Annotated in this window: 14 protein-coding genes; 5 read left to right on the forward strand and 9 right to left on the reverse strand. The window is 61.6% G+C overall.

What is annotated here, in order from left to right; genetic code table 11:
* Positions 1 to 284 precede the first annotated feature (284 nt).
* Positions 285 to 680, forward strand: coding sequence for a hypothetical protein (locus KHN96_RS20745; RefSeq protein WP_062737540.1), 396 nt, complete (start codon positions 285 to 287; stop codon positions 678 to 680).
* 30 nt (positions 681 to 710) lie between these two features.
* Here KHN96_RS20745 and KHN96_RS20750 read toward each other — a convergent pair whose 3' ends face one another.
* The 6 genes from KHN96_RS20750 to KHN96_RS20775 are packed head-to-tail and all read right to left on the reverse strand — an operon-like array spanning position 711 to position 7,940.
* On the reverse strand, positions 711 to 2,225 hold the full coding sequence (locus tag KHN96_RS20750; RefSeq protein WP_115043955.1) for a CoA-acylating methylmalonate-semialdehyde dehydrogenase: 1,515 nt from the start codon (positions 2,223 to 2,225) through the stop codon (positions 711 to 713).
* Complete coding sequence (locus tag KHN96_RS20755; RefSeq protein ID WP_244855915.1) at positions 2,222 to 3,766, reverse strand: ABC transporter ATP-binding protein; 1,545 nt, start codon at positions 3,764 to 3,766, stop codon at positions 2,222 to 2,224. The genes KHN96_RS20750 and KHN96_RS20755 overlap by 4 nt, the downstream gene beginning before the upstream one ends.
* A 43-nt stretch (positions 3,767 to 3,809) precedes the next feature.
* Positions 3,810 to 4,736, reverse strand: a complete 927-nt coding sequence (locus KHN96_RS20760; RefSeq protein WP_115043951.1) for an ABC transporter permease — start codon at positions 4,734 to 4,736, stop codon at positions 3,810 to 3,812.
* Positions 4,737 to 4,738: 2 nt separating this feature from the next.
* Positions 4,739 to 5,815, reverse strand: a complete 1,077-nt coding sequence (locus KHN96_RS20765; RefSeq protein ID WP_115043948.1) for an ABC transporter permease — start codon at positions 5,813 to 5,815, stop codon at positions 4,739 to 4,741.
* A gap of 8 nt (positions 5,816 to 5,823) precedes the next feature.
* Positions 5,824 to 6,939: a BMP family ABC transporter substrate-binding protein gene (locus KHN96_RS20770; RefSeq protein ID WP_115043946.1), complete on the reverse strand. Its 1,116-nt coding sequence runs from the start codon at positions 6,937 to 6,939 to the stop codon at positions 5,824 to 5,826.
* A 32-nt stretch (positions 6,940 to 6,971) separates the two neighbouring features.
* Complete coding sequence (locus KHN96_RS20775; RefSeq protein WP_181817641.1) at positions 6,972 to 7,940, reverse strand: dihydrodipicolinate synthase family protein; 969 nt, start codon at positions 7,938 to 7,940, stop codon at positions 6,972 to 6,974.
* Between the two features lie 156 nt (positions 7,941 to 8,096).
* Here KHN96_RS20775 and KHN96_RS20780 point away from each other — a divergent pair, with 156 nt between their 5' ends.
* Together KHN96_RS20780 and KHN96_RS20785 are read left to right on the forward strand one after the other, a co-directional pair.
* Positions 8,097 to 8,915, forward strand: coding sequence for a FadR/GntR family transcriptional regulator (locus tag KHN96_RS20780; protein WP_238587607.1), 819 nt, complete (start codon positions 8,097 to 8,099; stop codon positions 8,913 to 8,915).
* A gap of 381 nt (positions 8,916 to 9,296) precedes the next feature.
* Positions 9,297 to 10,736 (forward strand): MFS transporter, encoded by a 1,440-nt coding sequence (locus KHN96_RS20785; protein WP_062739641.1) that lies wholly within the window; start codon positions 9,297 to 9,299, stop codon positions 10,734 to 10,736.
* Between the two features lie 22 nt (positions 10,737 to 10,758).
* Here the strand turns inward: KHN96_RS20785 and KHN96_RS20790 are convergent, their stop codons facing one another.
* Complete coding sequence (locus tag KHN96_RS20790) at positions 10,759 to 11,727, reverse strand: LysR family transcriptional regulator (protein WP_062739640.1); 969 nt, start codon at positions 11,725 to 11,727, stop codon at positions 10,759 to 10,761.
* A 209-nt stretch (positions 11,728 to 11,936) separates the two neighbouring features.
* On the opposite strand from KHN96_RS20790, the gene KHN96_RS20795 reads away from it, so the two are divergent.
* Together KHN96_RS20795 and KHN96_RS20800 are read left to right on the forward strand one after the other, a co-directional pair.
* A complete protein-coding gene (locus KHN96_RS20795; RefSeq protein ID WP_062739639.1) occupies positions 11,937 to 12,899 on the forward strand; it encodes a hydroxymethylglutaryl-CoA lyase in 963 nt (320 codons plus the stop codon).
* A 5-nt stretch (positions 12,900 to 12,904) separates the two neighbouring features.
* Complete coding sequence (locus KHN96_RS20800; RefSeq protein ID WP_062739638.1) at positions 12,905 to 14,059, forward strand: CaiB/BaiF CoA transferase family protein; 1,155 nt, start codon at positions 12,905 to 12,907, stop codon at positions 14,057 to 14,059.
* Between the two features lie 127 nt (positions 14,060 to 14,186).
* Here KHN96_RS20800 and KHN96_RS20805 read toward each other — a convergent pair whose 3' ends face one another.
* Both KHN96_RS20805 and KHN96_RS20810 read right to left on the reverse strand, forming a co-directional pair.
* A complete protein-coding gene (locus KHN96_RS20805; protein ID WP_062739637.1) occupies positions 14,187 to 14,711 on the reverse strand; it encodes a gamma carbonic anhydrase family protein in 525 nt (174 codons plus the stop codon).
* Positions 14,712 to 15,098: 387 nt separating this feature from the next.
* A complete protein-coding gene (locus tag KHN96_RS20810) occupies positions 15,099 to 15,719 on the reverse strand; it encodes a tyrosine-type recombinase/integrase (RefSeq protein ID WP_062739636.1) in 621 nt (206 codons plus the stop codon).
* Between the last annotated feature and the right edge of the window lie 75 nt (positions 15,720 to 15,794).

A 15,794-nucleotide genomic window follows, 5' to 3' on the forward strand; every position in this document is an offset into this window, starting at 1 on the left:
GAGTTGAACCCGCGCCGACTGTCCGTCGCTCCGATGATGGCTGGACGCACGGTGGTGGAAATTTTCTCTTGTTTCAATGGGTTGGTCGGTTTGCTCGGTGGGTTGTAGCACTTATGTAGCATTCCTCCTTTCGAGTCCGTGGCGCTGTGGAGCCGTAAATTTGGCGGAACAATTGCACGACGCGAGGTCGCGCCGCATGTGTGGCGCGTTGCGGTGACAGTAGGTATGACCGCCTGGCCTACTATCGGAAGCAGGACTAGCAACTTGTCATCACCTCCCCATCAATGGCCGATGCTCTCGACTTTTCCAAAAAGTACGAATTCCTGGTTGACGTACTGCCGCCAGATGGAGACCCGCTCACAGGCGCGAAGCTGACGTTTGGTGGGGGAGACGTCGTCCACTTAGTCTTTGGCGATATCAGGGATTCAGCGCGGTTCGAAGCTCCCGAGATATCGCGCCTGTCCGTGCCAACAGGCGATGGCGATTTGTTCACGCTGTGCGAGTGCGCCGTCCGTGCAAACTCTGCGTTCGCAAACTTCATTGTTGCAGGAGAGATCACGGATGGCTTTGATCGGATGTCCGTCCAATACACAGAAATCTCGGAATGGTTCTTTTTGGGGCAACGCATCGTTGGAAACGTCGGCGATAGCCTTACATGGAGCAACGCGCCGCCCCCTTAGCCGGCTCCAGTGGAGCACTACCTCAGTCCATTACTTGGCTATCGGCATGGTGAACTCGGCGCCCTTGGCAATCGAATCCGGCCAGCGTTGCATCACGCTCTTGTAACGCGTGTAGAAACGCACACCCTCTTCGCCGTAGGCGTGGTGATCACCGAACAGCGAGCGCTTCCAGCCGCCAAAGCTATGCCACGCCATCGGTACCGGAATCGGCACGTTGATACCAACCATGCCCACCTGGATCTGACGTGCAAACGCGCGTGCAACGCCGCCATCCGTGGTGTAGCAGGCCACACCGTTGCCAAACTCATGCGCGTTGATCAGGTTCACCGCCTCAGCAAGGTCATGCACGCGCACCACGGAGAGGACCGGGCCGAAGATCTCTTCCTTGTAGATCGTCATGTCGGGCGTGACGTGGTCGAACAGCGTGCCGCCGGTGAAGAAACCCTCGGCGTGGTCGTCGACAGTATGGCCGCGGCCATCCACCACCAGCTGCGCGCCTTCCTCCACGCCCTTGGCGACGTAGCCTTCCACCTTGGCCTTGTGTGCTGCTGTCACCAGCGGCCCCATTTCGCTGGCCGAGTTCATGCCGTTGCCGATCTTGAGAGCCTTGGCACGCTCAGCGAGGCGCGGGACGAGCTTGTCAGCCACATCACCCACGGCCACGGCCACCGAGATCGCCATGCAACGCTCGCCAGCCGAGCCGTAGCCGGCACCGATCAGCGCGTCGACGGCTTGGTCGAGATCCGCATCGGGCATAACCACCAAGTGGTTCTTCGCGCCGCCCAGGGCCTGCACGCGCTTGCCGCGCTTGGTGCCTTCTGCGTAGATGTACTCGGCGATGGGCGTGCTGCCGACAAACGAGATGGCTTGCACATCCGGATGCTCCAGCAGTGCATCGACGGCATCCTTGCCACCCTGCACGACGTTGAACACGCCATCCGGCAGGCCGGCTTGCTTGAGCAGGTCGGCAATCATCAAGCTCGGGCTCGGGTCGCGCTCGGACGGCTTCAAGATGAAGGCGTTGCCGCAGGCCAGTGCTACGGGGAACATCCACATCGGCACCATCACCGGGAAGTTGAACGGCGTGATGCCGGCCACCACGCCCAGCGGCTGGCGCAAGTTCCAGTTATCGATGCCGCCACCGATGTTGTCGGTGAACTCGGTCTTGAGCAGGTTCGGAATGCCGCAGGCGAATTCCACCACCTCGATACCGCGCGTGACTTCGCCCTTGGCATCGGAGAAAACCTTGCCGTGTTCGCGCGTGATGGCAGCGGCTAGGGCATCTTGGTGCTGGTCGAGCAGCTCCTTGAACTTGAACAGCACGCGCGAGCGCTTGAGCGGCGAGGTTTCGGCCCATGCCGGAGCGGCAGCGTGCGCGGCAGCCACAGCCAGGTCCACTTCTGTCTTGCCGCCCGTCAGCACTTGAGCCGAGATTGCGCCCGTTGCAGGATTGAAGACCGGGGCGGATTGTGCGGAAACCGGGCAGACGTGCTTGCCGCCGATGAAGTGGCCGACGGTCTCAAGTTCAATTGTTTGGCGATTCATAGTGATGGTCCTTCTTTCTCTGTATCAAATGGGGTGGATTCGCCGGCCATGTACTTGCCGATGATGTGGATCTCCGCCGCCACAGCGGGAACCTCGTAGACGATGCGGCCCTGACTCATGACGACGATGCGATCGACAAGTTGGAGCAATTCATCCAGGTCTTCGGAAACCAGCAGGACGGCAGCCCCGGCGTTGCGTGCTTCAAGGATTCGATTGTGTGTTTCTTCGCACGCGAGGAAGTCCAGGCCGAACGTGGGATTCGATGCGATCAGCACACGCACGTCCTGTGTCAGCTCTCGTCCCAGCACCGCACGCTGCACATTGCCGCCCGACAGCGTGTTGACCCGCACGTCGAGACCGCCCGCCTTGACCTTGAACTGCTTGACCAAGCGTTCGGCCTGTTCCTTCAGCGCCTTGCGATCGAGGAGGACGCCTTTGCGCAGTGGACGGCGATCGAAGTTGCGCAGCGCAAGGTTTTCCGCCAGCGACATGCGGGGAACGCACGCGTTCTTCAGCGGCTCTTGCGGTAGACCATAGACGCCCAGCTTGGCAATTTCCTTGCGCGATCCATGGAAGAGGGTTCCGTCCACTCTGATCTCACCAGCGCTACTACGCTGGCCCATCAGGGCTTCGACCATTTCCATCTGGCCATTTCCCGATACGCCTGCAACACCGACGATCTCGCCTTCGTTCACGCACAGGTTCAGTTCCTTGACCGCGTCGAGACCGATGTCGCCCTTGACCGTCAAGCCCTTGATTGCGAGAGCCGCGTGCTCCTTGCACGCTGGCCGTGGGCTTCGCTCAGTCTTGAGCGCCAGCGTGGTGCCGACCATCGCCTCGGCGAGCTCCTGATTCGACAGGTCCTTGACGGCTCCTTGCTTGACTGCCGCGCCCTTGCGCAGGATCGTGACGTCGTCGGCATAGCGGCGAACCTCATCGAACTTGTGGGTGATCAGGATTGCACTGAGCTTTCCTGAGGTCGTGAGCTGCCGGACGTATCCGAGGACTTGCTCAGCCTCGCCCGGGGTCAACACAGACGTCGGCTCATCGAGGATGAGCAGGCGCCGGCCGAGATACAGCTGCTTGATGAGTTCGGCCTTCTGCCGCTCACCGGCCGACAACTGAGACGTGCGGACGTTCAAGTCGATCGAGAACGGCAGGGTCTGCGTGATGGCGGTCAGGCGCTCAAGCTCCCGCCGCCAATTGATGAACCCAGGCAACTTGGCTGCACTCGCCACCAGGTTCTCGGCGATGGTCATCGACGGAACCAGGGTGAAGTGCTGGTACACCATGCCGATGCCAAGCTTGTCGGCATCCTTTGGCGAGGTGATTTGCTTTACCTCACCGTCGATGACGATCGAGCCCTCGTCGGGCTGATAGAAGCCGACAAGACATTTGACGAGCGTACTTTTGCCTGCGCCGTTCTCTCCGAGCAGGGCATGCACGGTACCTGCGCCGACAGTCAGGGAAACATGATCCAGCGCTGTGACAGGGCCAAAGCGCTTGGTCATGCCGGATATTTGTAAGTTGAGCGCGTTCACGCTGATCTCCTCTTGCTATTCCTTTGGCGGTTGGGGAACCGAACTAGCGATGCAAGCTCAGTTCGCCAGGCGCATCTGCGAAGGGCGCGGAGCGCGACGTCGACGCGATCATGATTGCCAGCGTCAGCACATACGGGGCGGCGTTGAACAGGTAGTAGTAACCCGTGATGCCCATGCCCTGCAGTGCAGGGCCGATGGCACCGGCGCCACCGAACAGCAGTGATGCACCGAGTGCACGCAGCGAGCGCCAGCGTGCAAAGATCACCAGAGCAACGGCCATGATCCCTTGGCCACTGGAGAGCCCTTCGCTCCAACTGCCGGGGTACGACAGTGACAAGAAGCTGCCGCCGACGCCTGCCAGGAAACCGCCTGCCATGGTGGCGAAGACTCGCGTGCGCAGAATCGGAAAGCCCTGCGCTTTCGCGGCGTCCTCGCTGTCACCAACGGTGCGAAGCATGAGCCCCCATCCTGTGCGGTTCAGGAACACGTAGATGGCGAAGGCGAGGAAGATGCCGACGAAGAACAAGGCGTTCACGTTCAGCGCTGCCCGCACCTGCGGAATGTTCGACCAGAAGCCCAGATCAATGGACGGCAACGGTGGCGCCTTGGGTTCAACGAGTGGCTTGCCCAAGAAGAAAGCGAGACCCGTCCCCAACACCATGAGGCTGATGCCGATGGCGGTATCGTTGACTCGCTTGATGCTGCAGAGCGCACCATGCAGGGCCCCGAACAGCATGCCCGCGATGCCCGCCGCAAAGACGCCTAGCCACGGCGATCCCGACCAGTAGGAGATGCCGTAACCTGCCATGGCACCCAGTACGAGGTTGCCCTCCAGGCCTAGATTGATGCGACCGGATTTCTCCGTAATGCACTCGCCAAGGCTGACAAACATGAAGGGCGTGGAGACGCGGATCGCGCCGCCGAGGATGGCTAGTGGCAAGCTGGCCCAGCCGATAGAAGTCGCGTCCATGGTTAGCTCCGGTTCGACCCGTTGTGTTTCTGCAGGAGTGCGTCGCCCACCAGCACGCACACGAAGATCAGCCCCTGAAACACCAAGATGCTGGCGTCCGGCAAGTCGAGTCGGCGCTGCAACAGGCTGCCGCTTGCCTGCAGGCCACCGATCAAGCAAGCGACGGGAATGATGGCAAGGGGGTGCTGCCGAGCCAGGAAGGCAACGAGAATCCCGCTATTGCCGTAGCCGACAATGAGCGAGGAGTTGGCGGTCCCTTGAACCGCAGCGACTTCGATCGCGCCAGCAAGACCAGCCATGCCACCCGCAACCGCGGCTGTCCCGATCACCCATCGGTTGACCGAGAGGCCGACCAGCTTTGCAACCTTGGCGCTACCGCCCACGACCCGCAGAGAGAAACCCCAGACCGTGTGACGCATTACGAAGTACGCCAAGACCGCCAACACGACACTGATCGCCAGACCAGCATGCACCTCGATGCCAGGGATCGAAGGGAGCATGTAGCTCGGGTCAATCGGATGGGTCGAAGGCTTGTCTAAGCTAGCGGGATCGCGCAGCGGACCTTCCGTCAGGTGATGGAAGATCGCGATGGCGATATACGACAGCAGCAGGCTGGAGATTGTCTCGTTCAGCCCGCGGTACTGGCGCAGTGCACCCACGATCGCGAACCAAAGGCCACCGACCATCGCGCCAGCGCAGAGCATGGCGATCTGCATCGGGAGGGAAGGCGCTCCCACGAACGGCAGCGTGATCACGGCGCCCGCAAGTCCACCCAGGGCCAAGGCACCCTCCGCGCCGATCACAACCATGCCTGCTTGCGCCGGGAGGGCCACAGCAAGGCCGGTCAGAATCAACGGGGCTGCGCGCGCCAGCGTGTCTTGCCATGCGAACCCGCTCCCGAAGCCGCCTTGGTAGATCAACCCAAAGACTTCGAACGGGTTCTTGCCATACAGCGCCACGAATGCTGCGAAGATTGTCGACGCGATAAGTAAGGCGGCCACGGGGAACGTCACGCTAGCGTGTAAGCGTTTAGGCTTGGCGATCGCTGCGGTCGGTTTTATCGTCATTGTCGGTTCCATGGCGGCTCCTACACCTCTCCGGTCACGCCTTCAACCAGGTAGTTGATCGGGTCCAATGCACGATCGTTGTCGCGATAGACGGTGCCTGCGGGAATCACGACATTGCCCTTGTTGTCCTTGATCGGGCCCGCATAGATCACGCGCTTGCCAGCCACCATTTCGGCATGCACGCGCTCCACCGCATCACGTACTTTCTGCGGAACTGCCTTGCCGAACGGTGTGTAATTGACGAACTTCTCTGCCAGCCCGCCGCGCAGATAGTGAACCGGCTTTTGGCCGGCCCGCACGCCCTTGATGAACTCCATGTAGGGAACAATCCAGTTCCACTCTGCTCCGGTGAGGAAGCCCTTTGGAGCAACGTCCGCTTGGCTGGTGTGATAGCCCACCGACATCACGCCACGCTTCTCCGCTGTCTCGACAACGACCTTCGGGCTGTCCACGTTGCAGGCGATGACGTCAACGCCCTGATCTGCGAGCGAGTTGGCAGATTCGGCTTCGCGCACAGGCAATACCCAGTCGCCAGTGAAGATCACACGCACCTGAATGGCGGGGTCGACCGAGCGCGCGCCGAGGGTGAATGCGTTGATGCTGCGCAGGAGGTTCGGGGTCGGCTTGGCGGCGACCACGCCCAACTTCTTTGTTTTGGTCATGTTGCCGGCAGTCACCCCAGACAGATATTGGGCCGCGAAGATGTAGCCGTAGAAGGTACCGACGTTCTCTGGCATGCCTGGCGTCCAGATGCCGCCGGTATGCGCAAACGTGATATCCGGATACTTTTTGGCCATCTCGAGAACGTGCGGCTTGAAGTAGCCGAACGAAGTCGCAATCACGAGCTTCGCGCCGTCTTGCCGGATCATCCCCTCCATGCTTCGCTGTGCCGCGATCGTCTCCGGCACACGCTCCTCTTCCACCACCTTGATACCCGGTACTTTCTTCAACTCCGCGGCAGCGAGCGCATGCGACTGATTGAAGCCATAGTCTTGCTTCGAACCCGAGTAGAGGATGCCGACCGTCAATGGGGTATCGGCTGCGAACGCGAGATCATTGAGAAGTAGAGAAGGAGCGGCGCTCGAAGCCGCCACGAGTTTGAGAAACGTACGCCGATCAAAACCGGAAGCGCTCATGATGGTTCTCCTTTGGTAGGTACAAGTTCTTATTAGTTGAGTGGAAGGGGCGCGCGCAGGCCGGGCGCGTTGGATAGCAAAAGATCGGCTTCGAGCTCGCGCTTCTGAGCGTCGGAAAGCGGCCGAATCGGTGTCCTGACGGGGCCGCCCGCCATGCCGATGAGCTCGCACCAGTACTTCAACGCTGCGTTGGGCATGTGGCCGCGAATGAGCGGATCCATGACCCATTTGTTGAACAACGGCCGCAGGTGCGAAAGCGCTTCGAAGTCCCGAATCACCTGGGCAGCATCGGCGCCGGCATCGAGCTTTGCGATGTAGTCGGCGATTGGGCAATGTCCCGGCACCTGATAGAGGTACGGCTCCGGGTCGGCATAGAGAATCGGTTGCCCATACTGGAGACGGTTCTGGAAGTAGTGCTCCTCCAGCGGATCAGAGACCACCACGCCATTGCGTGCCGCTGCTCGCAACGCGGGGTTTTCACTGTAGGCGGTGGTCTTCAGCAGCTTGATTTGGGGTAGCTCGCACAGCTCGGTAAAGGAGGCCGGCGAAAGTGCACTGCCTGCAGCCGTTGCTGCGTTGAACAGCACGATGGGCATGTCCAAGCGCTCGCAGATGAACCGGAAGTACTCGAGCTGTTGTTCTGCGGAACGCGGGCCGGAAGTGGGCACCATCAAAACGGCATGGTCAACGCCGGCAGCTTTCGCGTGCAGGCCGAGGTCCAGCGTCTCGCCGATGGATGCACCGGTCACGACGACGGAAACGCCAAGCTTGCCGTCCGCTTCATCGCACAACACTTCCACGACGCGCTTGCGCTCTTCGAGCGAGAGCGACCAAACCTCTCCCATCAGGCCATTGCAGAAGACGCCACGCAGTCCGATCTCGATGTAGCGCCGGGCGTTGTGGCGCAAACCGGCTTCATCCAGTTCGAGTGAGGGCAGGAACGGTGTGTGAATGGCAGCCCACACAGGCGTGGGGGAAAGATTGGGCAAGCGAAAGGTCACAGTGGTCTCCAAAGGGCTTTCGCCCGAATCATCCTATTTATCATGATAATTAGAACAATTCAGATCATATATAGTGGATCGTAGAAATCAAGGAGCCGTTCACGCCCCGATCTGGTGCGAAACAGGTTTTCCGCCAAAAATTCAAGGAGTTATGTCGTGAGACTCAACGACGAAGCTGGGGTATACCCGCCTATTCGCACCCGGCAAGTAAAGCGGGCAGACCTGGTGACCGAGGACATCAAACGTCTGATCACGCAACGAAACCTGAAGCCTGGGGATCGACTTCCGAACGAGCGGGATCTGCAGGAACTCTTTTCGGTGAGTAAGAGCACGACCCGAGAGGCACTCAAGTCGCTGGAGGTTCAGGGCTTGATTACGGTGAGCCCAGGTCCTTCTGGCGGCGCCACGATTCGGGAAGTACCCCTTGAACGGACGTTGCAGCTCATTCAGAACTACCTGTTCTTCAAAGACGTCAGCATGAAGAACATCTACAACGCACGCCGGCTGCTGGAACCCGAACTGGCAGCGGGGGCGGTGCCATTCATTACTGAGCGGCAACTGGCTGCGCTCGAGAACAACATCGAAACCTGCGAGCCAGCCTCACAGGACAGCGGTAACCTGCTAAAGCAGCGCCAGGCGGATCTTGATTTTCACGACATCCTTGCTGCCGCAAATCCGGATCCTTTCCTCAGCTTTATCTGTCAGACGATCAATGAGTTGCTTCGGCGCCTGGTTGTATTCAGCACTGACACGCCAGCCGAGGAACACGTGAAGTTCGGGTGCGCGAACGTCCGCTGTCATTCAGCGATCCTCGAAGCCATCCGACAGCGCGATGCGGACAAGGTCAGGGAGCTGATGCGCGAGCACATGGAGGAGGCTTCAGGCTATGTAACTCGGCTCAACGGTCGTCTGGATGGCCGGCTTATTCTGGATTCGGAGATTGCTGCCAGGCCATTGAAGCTGGAGCCGCGTTGACGCTGTGGCCTTAAAGAGCGCGCATTCAACGATTTGATTGTGGATACAGCCGCAGCCACTTCTTCGCCGGCGTGGACTGACGGCTTTTGTGCGTCTTTTGCCAACTGTACCTTTCCGACCGCTATCGACCAGAAGCCGCTTCCATCGGTCTTCAACTGATCCTCCTCAAGCCAGCACGTACTCACCGAGGGTTTCCGGAACGGAACATCAATAGTTCCTAAATAGCTCCGTGGTTGCAGACTGGAATCGCTACAGTGGGTGCCATCCTGTAGTGCACAGACCGCACCGACGGTCTTGCCTGCGCGGGAATACGATGCCGATACCGGCGCCCCCGGACCCAACGCTCGATAGAAGCGCGGTCATGCGACAAAGGAGACAACCATGCAGCGCCCCCTGACAGCGGACAGCGCGCCGACTGCCATCGCTCAACCCGATCAAGACACCCGCGCCGCCGCCGCGCTCTCTGCACGGATGGACCGCCTCCCCATCACGCGCAACCTGTGGACGCTGGTGCTATTGATCTCGCTGGGCGGATTCTTCGAGGTCTATGACCTGATCTTCACGGGCTACATCGCACCGGGCATGGAGAAGAGCGGACTGCTCAAAGCTACGACGGATGCGTTTTTTGGCCTGCATGGCATGGCGGGCTTCATTGCTGCCACGTTTGCCGGGCTCTTCGTCGGCACCTTCGGGTTCGGCTGGTTGCCCGACCGCTACGGGCGCCGCACGGTGTTCACCGTATCGCTGCTGTGGTACTCGATCGGCTCGGCCATCATGGCCTGCCAGCAAAGCCCCGAAGGCCTGCTGATCTGGCGCTTCCTCACCGGCATCGGCGTCGGCATCGAGATTGTGACCATTGACAGCTACGTTACCGAACTCGTACCGCAGCACATGCGCGGCCGTGCAATGGCGTTCAATCAGATGGTGATGTTTGCTGCTGCGCCAGCGGCCGCCATTCTGTCGTACTGGCTCGTGCCGACCACCGTACTCGGCATCGAAGGCTGGCGTTGGGTGGTGCTGCTGGGGTCAGCCGGTGCGGTGCTGGTGTGGTTCATCCGCCGCGCCGTGCCGGAAAGCCCCCGCTGGCTGGCCATGCATGGCCACGGCGATGAGGCTGACGCCGTCGTCCGCCAGATGGAAGCCGCCGCCGAGCGCGAATCCGGCAGCACCTTGCCGCCGCCGCTGCAGGCCGTCGCGCAGCCGCCGCACCGCCGTGCATCGTTGGCTGAACTGTGGCGCCCGCCGTATCGCTCGCGCCTGATCATGCTGATCGTCTTCAACTTCTGTCAGGCCATTGGTTACTACGGCTTTGCCAATTGGGTGCCGACGCTACTCATCGGGCACGGCATCACTGTCACCAAGAGCCTGCTGTACTCGTTCATCATCGCCATCGCGCTGCCCGTCGGGCCGCTGCTGGCCATGGCCTATGCCGACCGCATCCAGCGCAAGTGGCTGATCGTCGGCGCGGCGTTTGCCGTCATCGTGTTTGGCGTGACGTTCGGGCAATTGAAGGACCCGCTCGCACTGATTGTGCTGGGTGTGCTGATCAGCCTGGCGGGGCAGACCATCTCGGTGTGCTACCACGCCTATCAGGCCGAGCTGTTCCCGACCTTTATCCGCTGCCGCGCCAACGGCATCGTGTATTCGGCCAGCCGCATCGGCGCCATGTTCTCGGGCTTCCTGATCGCATTTCTGCTGCGCCACTTCGGTGTGCCGGGCGTGTTTGCCGGGATCACCGCGTGCATGCTGGTGGTCATGCTGGCCATTGGGGGCTTTGGCCCGAAGAGCAACGGCGTGCGACTGGAAGAGCTGTCGCACTAGCCTTGTCGGAACGCTGCAGCCCTCACGACGCGGAACGGGTTTTCCGCGTCGTTTTCTTTTGCCGGGCAGTCGGTGCCGGTTCGGCCGCGGCAGTCGAATCGCACGCGGCCAGATGCTCCACGAGCAGGCGTGCCGCCGGCGACAGCGACTCCAGATTGCGAAAGCACACCGCAAAGCGGCGACGCGCCCAGGCGTCGCTCAACGGCACCACGCGCAAGCCGAACGTCGCGACGAACGGCTCGGCAATCTCAGCCGGCACGATGGCCAGGCCCAGGCCCGCGCGTACGCAGCGCAGCGATGCATCGAAGGTTGATACCACCGCCCGGTATTTGATTGCACGCCCCAGGATCGCCGCATAACGCGCCAGCATCGTGTGCACGGCCGTCTGCGCCGGCAAGCCCACGTGATCGAACTCCAGCGTGTCTTCAAAGCGGCAATGCTCACGCGTTGCCAGCGGGTGCGCTTCGTGTACGGCCACGGCCAGGTGGTCGGCACGGTATGGCCGCGTTTCGAACCCCTCCAAGTCGGCCGCATCCCAGCAGATGCCCAGCGGTGCGGAGCCCTCGCGCAGCGCACGCACAATGTCGCTGCTCAGGCTTTCCTCCATCGTCACGCGGATGTCGCGATGCTCGGGGCGATTGAGGAATGCGGCGATGTCGTCGGGCAACGATTCGGCCATCGACGATACGGTGGCCAGCAAGCGGACCTGACCGCGGATGCCGCTGCCATATTCGGCCATGTCACGCGCCACCCGGTCGGCGGCAGCCAGCATGGCGCGGGCGTGCGCCAGCACGATGTCGCCCGCCGGTGTGGGAATCACACCGCGCCGCCCGCGCTCGAGCAGGACCGCGCCCACCGTGTCTTCCAGTTGCGCCAGCCGCTTGCTGATGGCCGACGCCACGATGTTCTCCTGCTCGCCCGCGCGCGCCATATTGCGCGTCTCGCACACGGCAACGAACAGGCGCAGGGTGGTGAGATCCAGGTCACGCATGGGGGCTCCGCGAGGCATTCCAATTGGGAATCAACGTGCCGGAAATCCTAGTGTTGACCGGTTCAAAAGGAAACCCTGGAATGCCCGTAGGCCCGCTTCCAGGCTTTCCCATTCGGAACGAAAACGTGCGTATTTGATCGCTGTAGCTTCTGTACAGAACGGCATACAGTCAGAACATCGATTGACGCCTGCCTGACGCAATGTCCCTCATGAACATCCCCCTGCCCACCACCGCCGTGATCCGCGAAGTCGGTTTGCGAGACGGGCTGCAAAGCACTCAGACGATCCTGCCCACCGAGCACAAGCGCGCATGGGTCGAGGCCGCCCACGCTGCAGGTGTGCGCGAGATCGAGATCGGCTCGTTCGTGCCCGCGCGCCTGCTGCCGCAACTGGCGGACACCGCCGAGCTCGTCGCCTACGCGCGCACGCTGCCCGAGCTGTTTGTCTCCGCGCTGGTGCCGAACCTGCGTGGCGCAGAGGACGCCATCGCCAGCGGCGTGGACCTGATGATCGTGCCGCTGTCGGCCAGCCATGCACACAGCCTCGCCAATCTGCGCAAAACGCCCGACGAGGTGGTGGACGAGGTGGCGCGCATCCGCGCGGCGCGCGATGCCGCCGGCGCCAAGACTCTGATCGAAGGTGGTGTCGGAACGGCGTTCGGCTGCACGCTGCAGGGTGCGGTCGAACCCGATGAAGTCCTGCGCCTGATGCAGGCCCTGCTCGATGCCGGTGCCGATCGCGTCAGCCTGGCAGATACCGTGGGCTATGCCGACCCCGCTGCCGTGTCGCGCCTGTTCGAGCGCGCCGTCGCCATTGCTGGTGAGCAGTTCTGGTGCGGCCACTTCCACGACACGCGCGGCCTGGGCCTGGCCAACGTCTACGCCGCCATGCAAGCAGGCGTGACACGCTTTGACGCCAGCCTGGGTGGCATCGGCGGCTGCCCGCATGCGCCCGGCGCCAGCGGCAACGTCACCACGGAAGACCTCGCCTTCATGCTGGAGAGCATGGGCGTCGGTACCGGGCTCGACATCGGCCAATTGCTGTCACTGCGCGAACGCCTGAGCGACTGGCTGCACGGCGAGACGCTGCACGGCACGCTGTGGCGCGCCGGCCTGCCCAAGACCTTCCATCTGCATTCTTCCCAAGCGGCACAGTCCGCCATCCTGGCCTGACGAACATGCATCACGACAACACTTCATCGCTGCCCCTTGCCGGCATCCGCGTTCTGGAATTCACGCACATGGTCATGGGCCCCACTTGCGGGATGATCCTGGCCGACCTCGGCGCCGAAGTCATCAAGATCGAGCCGCCCGGCGGCGACAAGACGCGCAATCTACCTGGCCTCGGCATCGGCTTCTTCCGTGCGTTCAACCGCAACAAGAAGAGCGTGGTGCTCGACATCACCACGGACGAAGGCCGCGCCACGGCGCGTGAGCTTGCCGGTCAGTGCGATGTGGTGCTCGAAAACTTCCGCCCCGGCCTGATGGAAAAGCTCGGGCTCGACCATGCATCGCTATCGGTCGACTATCCGCACCTCATCTATGTGTCGCACAAGGGCTTTCTACCGGGACCGTACGAGAACCGCCTCGCGCTGGATGAAGTCGTGCAGATGATGGGCGGGCTGTCGTACATGACCGGGCCAGTTGGGCGCCCCTTGCGCGCAGGCACCTCTGTCAACGACATCATGGGCGGCATGTTCGGCGCCATCGGCGTGCTGGCGGCGCTGCGCGAGCGCGACCGCACCGGCAAGGGTCAGGAGATTCAGAGCGGGCTGTTCGAGAATTGCGTGTTCCTGGCATCGCAGCACATGCAGCAGTACGCCATGACTGGCGAAGCGCCACCGCCAATGCCCTCGCGCGTATCGGCATGGAGCGTCTACGACATCTTTACGCTGGCCGGTGGCGAGCAGCTCTTCATTGGCGCAGTGAGCGACAAGCAATTCACGACGCTGTGCCAACTGCTGGGTCATCCGGAGTTGCTCGACAACCCGCAGTACGCCAACAACACGCTGCGCGTAGCGGTGCGTCCACAACTGCTGCAGGAGCTGGGCGGCATCCTGGCCGACCACGATGCGACCGAACTCGCGCCCAAGCTGGAAGCGGCTGGCATTCCCTACGCGCCCATCGTCCGACCGGATCAACTGCTCGACGATCCGCACCTCAAGGCGAGCGGCGGTCTGGTGCCGATGCAGATGGACGACGGCTCGACAGGCCCCGCCGTATTGCTGCCGCTGCTGATGGGTGGCAAGCGACCAGGCGTGCGTCGCCCGTTGCCCAAGGCAGGCGAACACAACGACGAAATCCTCTCCGGGTTGGGCGCACACGCCGCCTGAGGCACACCGGGCTGCGCAACAGGAAAGGGCGGCTGAAGCCGCCCTTTTTTAGAGGCTTGACGGATGTGTTGGATCCCCACGCAGCCCTGGGCTACGTGAAGCATAACGAAGCGGAACGTTAGGGAGCTCAGTCGAGCAGGACCAGATCGCTACGGTAAAGGGCCGCGCGCTCGATGTAGCTCTGCGCATTGGCGCGCAGGTTGCGGACCTCGTCATCGTTCAGCTCGCGCACCGCCTTGGCGGGCGAACCAAGAATGAGCGAGCGCGGCGGAAACGTCTTGCCCTCGGTGATGAGAGCACCAGCAGCCACCAATGAATCAGCGCCAATTACAGCGTTGTTTAGCACCACGGCCTGAATGCCGATGAGTGCGCCATCGCCGACGGTACAGCCATGCAGCATGGCCTGATGGCCGACCGTCACGTTGCAACCGATCTGAAGGGGGTAGCCCGGGTCTGTATGCAATACCGCGCCTTCCTGGATGTTGCTGCCGATGCCGATCGTGATCGGCTCATTGTCAGCACGCACCACAGCGCCGGGCCAAACGCTGACGTGGTCAGCAAGCGCTGCGCGGCCGATGATCGTGGCTTCGGCCGCAACAAATGTGGTGGCGGCAATCTGAGGGGCGTGTTCGGAAAGACGGTACAGGGGCATGAGCGAATCTCTCGGCTAGCGTTTGCGATCTGCGTACTGTAGAGAATCCCACGGTGCACTATCGCGCTAATTTGGAACGAAAAGCCGCACGTTTCGGAAACGCTGGTGAGGATGGCCCAAGGGGCCGATTCGGCGCTAGCCGTTATGGCTCTGTTGGTCCACTCAGCGTAGACGCAAGCTAACTCTGTCACCTAGGCGCCTGACGTTTGCCTCAAAAGCTGGACAGTTCAGAGCTACAGGTTGGCCAGGTTCAGGTCTTCGAGCGACCCACGGGGGGGGGGGCAGCGGGGAAGGGTGACTACATTGGTTTGCCAGCATTTTGCTGGGACTTCCAATTTTGTGGCGTGGTTAAGCCAAATTGCGCGGTTCGAGTCCCCTGTAGGCATATCACTTTGCCGCGGACTCATTGGCCAAAGGCGCAACAATCGGCAGCCAGCGCCATCCCTCAAATCGATTTCCGACGTGCCTGAGGTGCGTGTATCGTTTCAGGCTCGACCAGCTTCGGTGTCCAGTCACTGTCGCGACGTGAGGAATGTTCCAGCCCATCTCAAATAGGCGGCTGGTGCCTTCGTGTCGCAGGTCATGGAAGTGGAGGTCTTCGACCCCGAGAACGTGGCCGGCGCGAGTAAAAGCGGCAGAAATGGACCGGTGGTTGTAGGGAAAAATCCGCTTGTCGCTTGTTCGCGGCTGTGCGAGGACGATGCGCAGGGCCTCGGGAGGTAAATCGCACCAGGTGTCGTTTCCAATTTTCTCGCCGGGATGCTTCATATCCCGCACCAGTACGCGGCTTCCCGCCTCGTCCAGGTCGTCCCAGCGGATAGTCGCAATTTCCTCTTGCCTGCGCGTAGCAAAGAGAGCGAACGCGATGATGGCCGGCATAGGAATTGAGCTGGCTCCTCGCTTGGCTCCGATGCTGAAGTGCTCCATGTACAGATCGAGTTCCTCAAGCGTCGGGCGTCGATTGCGCTGCCTGGACCTGTCAGCAATTTCGTGTTCAAGGCATAACATGCTCCCAAGGAGACCTTATGCCTGGCAAACCGAAGACCAAGCCGGCCGATCTGCCGGCGATCCCCGCCGAACTGC

It is taken from the genome of Ralstonia mannitolilytica (assembly GCF_905397375.1).
Lineage (GTDB): Bacteria > Pseudomonadota > Gammaproteobacteria > Burkholderiales > Burkholderiaceae > Ralstonia > Ralstonia mannitolilytica.

Coding starts and splice junctions, on each gene's coding strand:
- KHN96_RS20745 (WP_062737540.1), top strand. CDS start 285: ATGGCCGATGCTCTCGACTTTTCCAAAAAGTACGAATTCCTGGTTGAC.
- KHN96_RS20750 (WP_115043955.1), bottom strand. CDS start 2,225: ATGAATCGCCAAACAATTGAACTTGAGACCGTCGGCCACTTCATCGGC.
- KHN96_RS20760 (WP_115043951.1), bottom strand. CDS start 4,736: ATGGACGCGACTTCTATCGGCTGGGCCAGCTTGCCACTAGCCATCCTC.
- KHN96_RS20765 (WP_115043948.1), bottom strand. CDS start 5,815: ATGGAACCGACAATGACGATAAAACCGACCGCAGCGATCGCCAAGCCT.
- KHN96_RS20770 (WP_115043946.1), bottom strand. CDS start 6,939: ATGAGCGCTTCCGGTTTTGATCGGCGTACGTTTCTCAAACTCGTGGCG.
- KHN96_RS20785 (WP_062739641.1), top strand. CDS start 9,297: ATGCAGCGCCCCCTGACAGCGGACAGCGCGCCGACTGCCATCGCTCAA.
- KHN96_RS20790 (WP_062739640.1), bottom strand. CDS start 11,727: ATGCGTGACCTGGATCTCACCACCCTGCGCCTGTTCGTTGCCGTGTGC.
- KHN96_RS20795 (WP_062739639.1), top strand. CDS start 11,937: ATGAACATCCCCCTGCCCACCACCGCCGTGATCCGCGAAGTCGGTTTG.
- KHN96_RS20800 (WP_062739638.1), top strand. CDS start 12,905: ATGCATCACGACAACACTTCATCGCTGCCCCTTGCCGGCATCCGCGTT.
- KHN96_RS20805 (WP_062739637.1), bottom strand. CDS start 14,711: ATGCCCCTGTACCGTCTTTCCGAACACGCCCCTCAGATTGCCGCCACC.
- KHN96_RS20810 (WP_062739636.1), bottom strand. CDS start 15,719: ATGTTATGCCTTGAACACGAAATTGCTGACAGGTCCAGGCAGCGCAAT.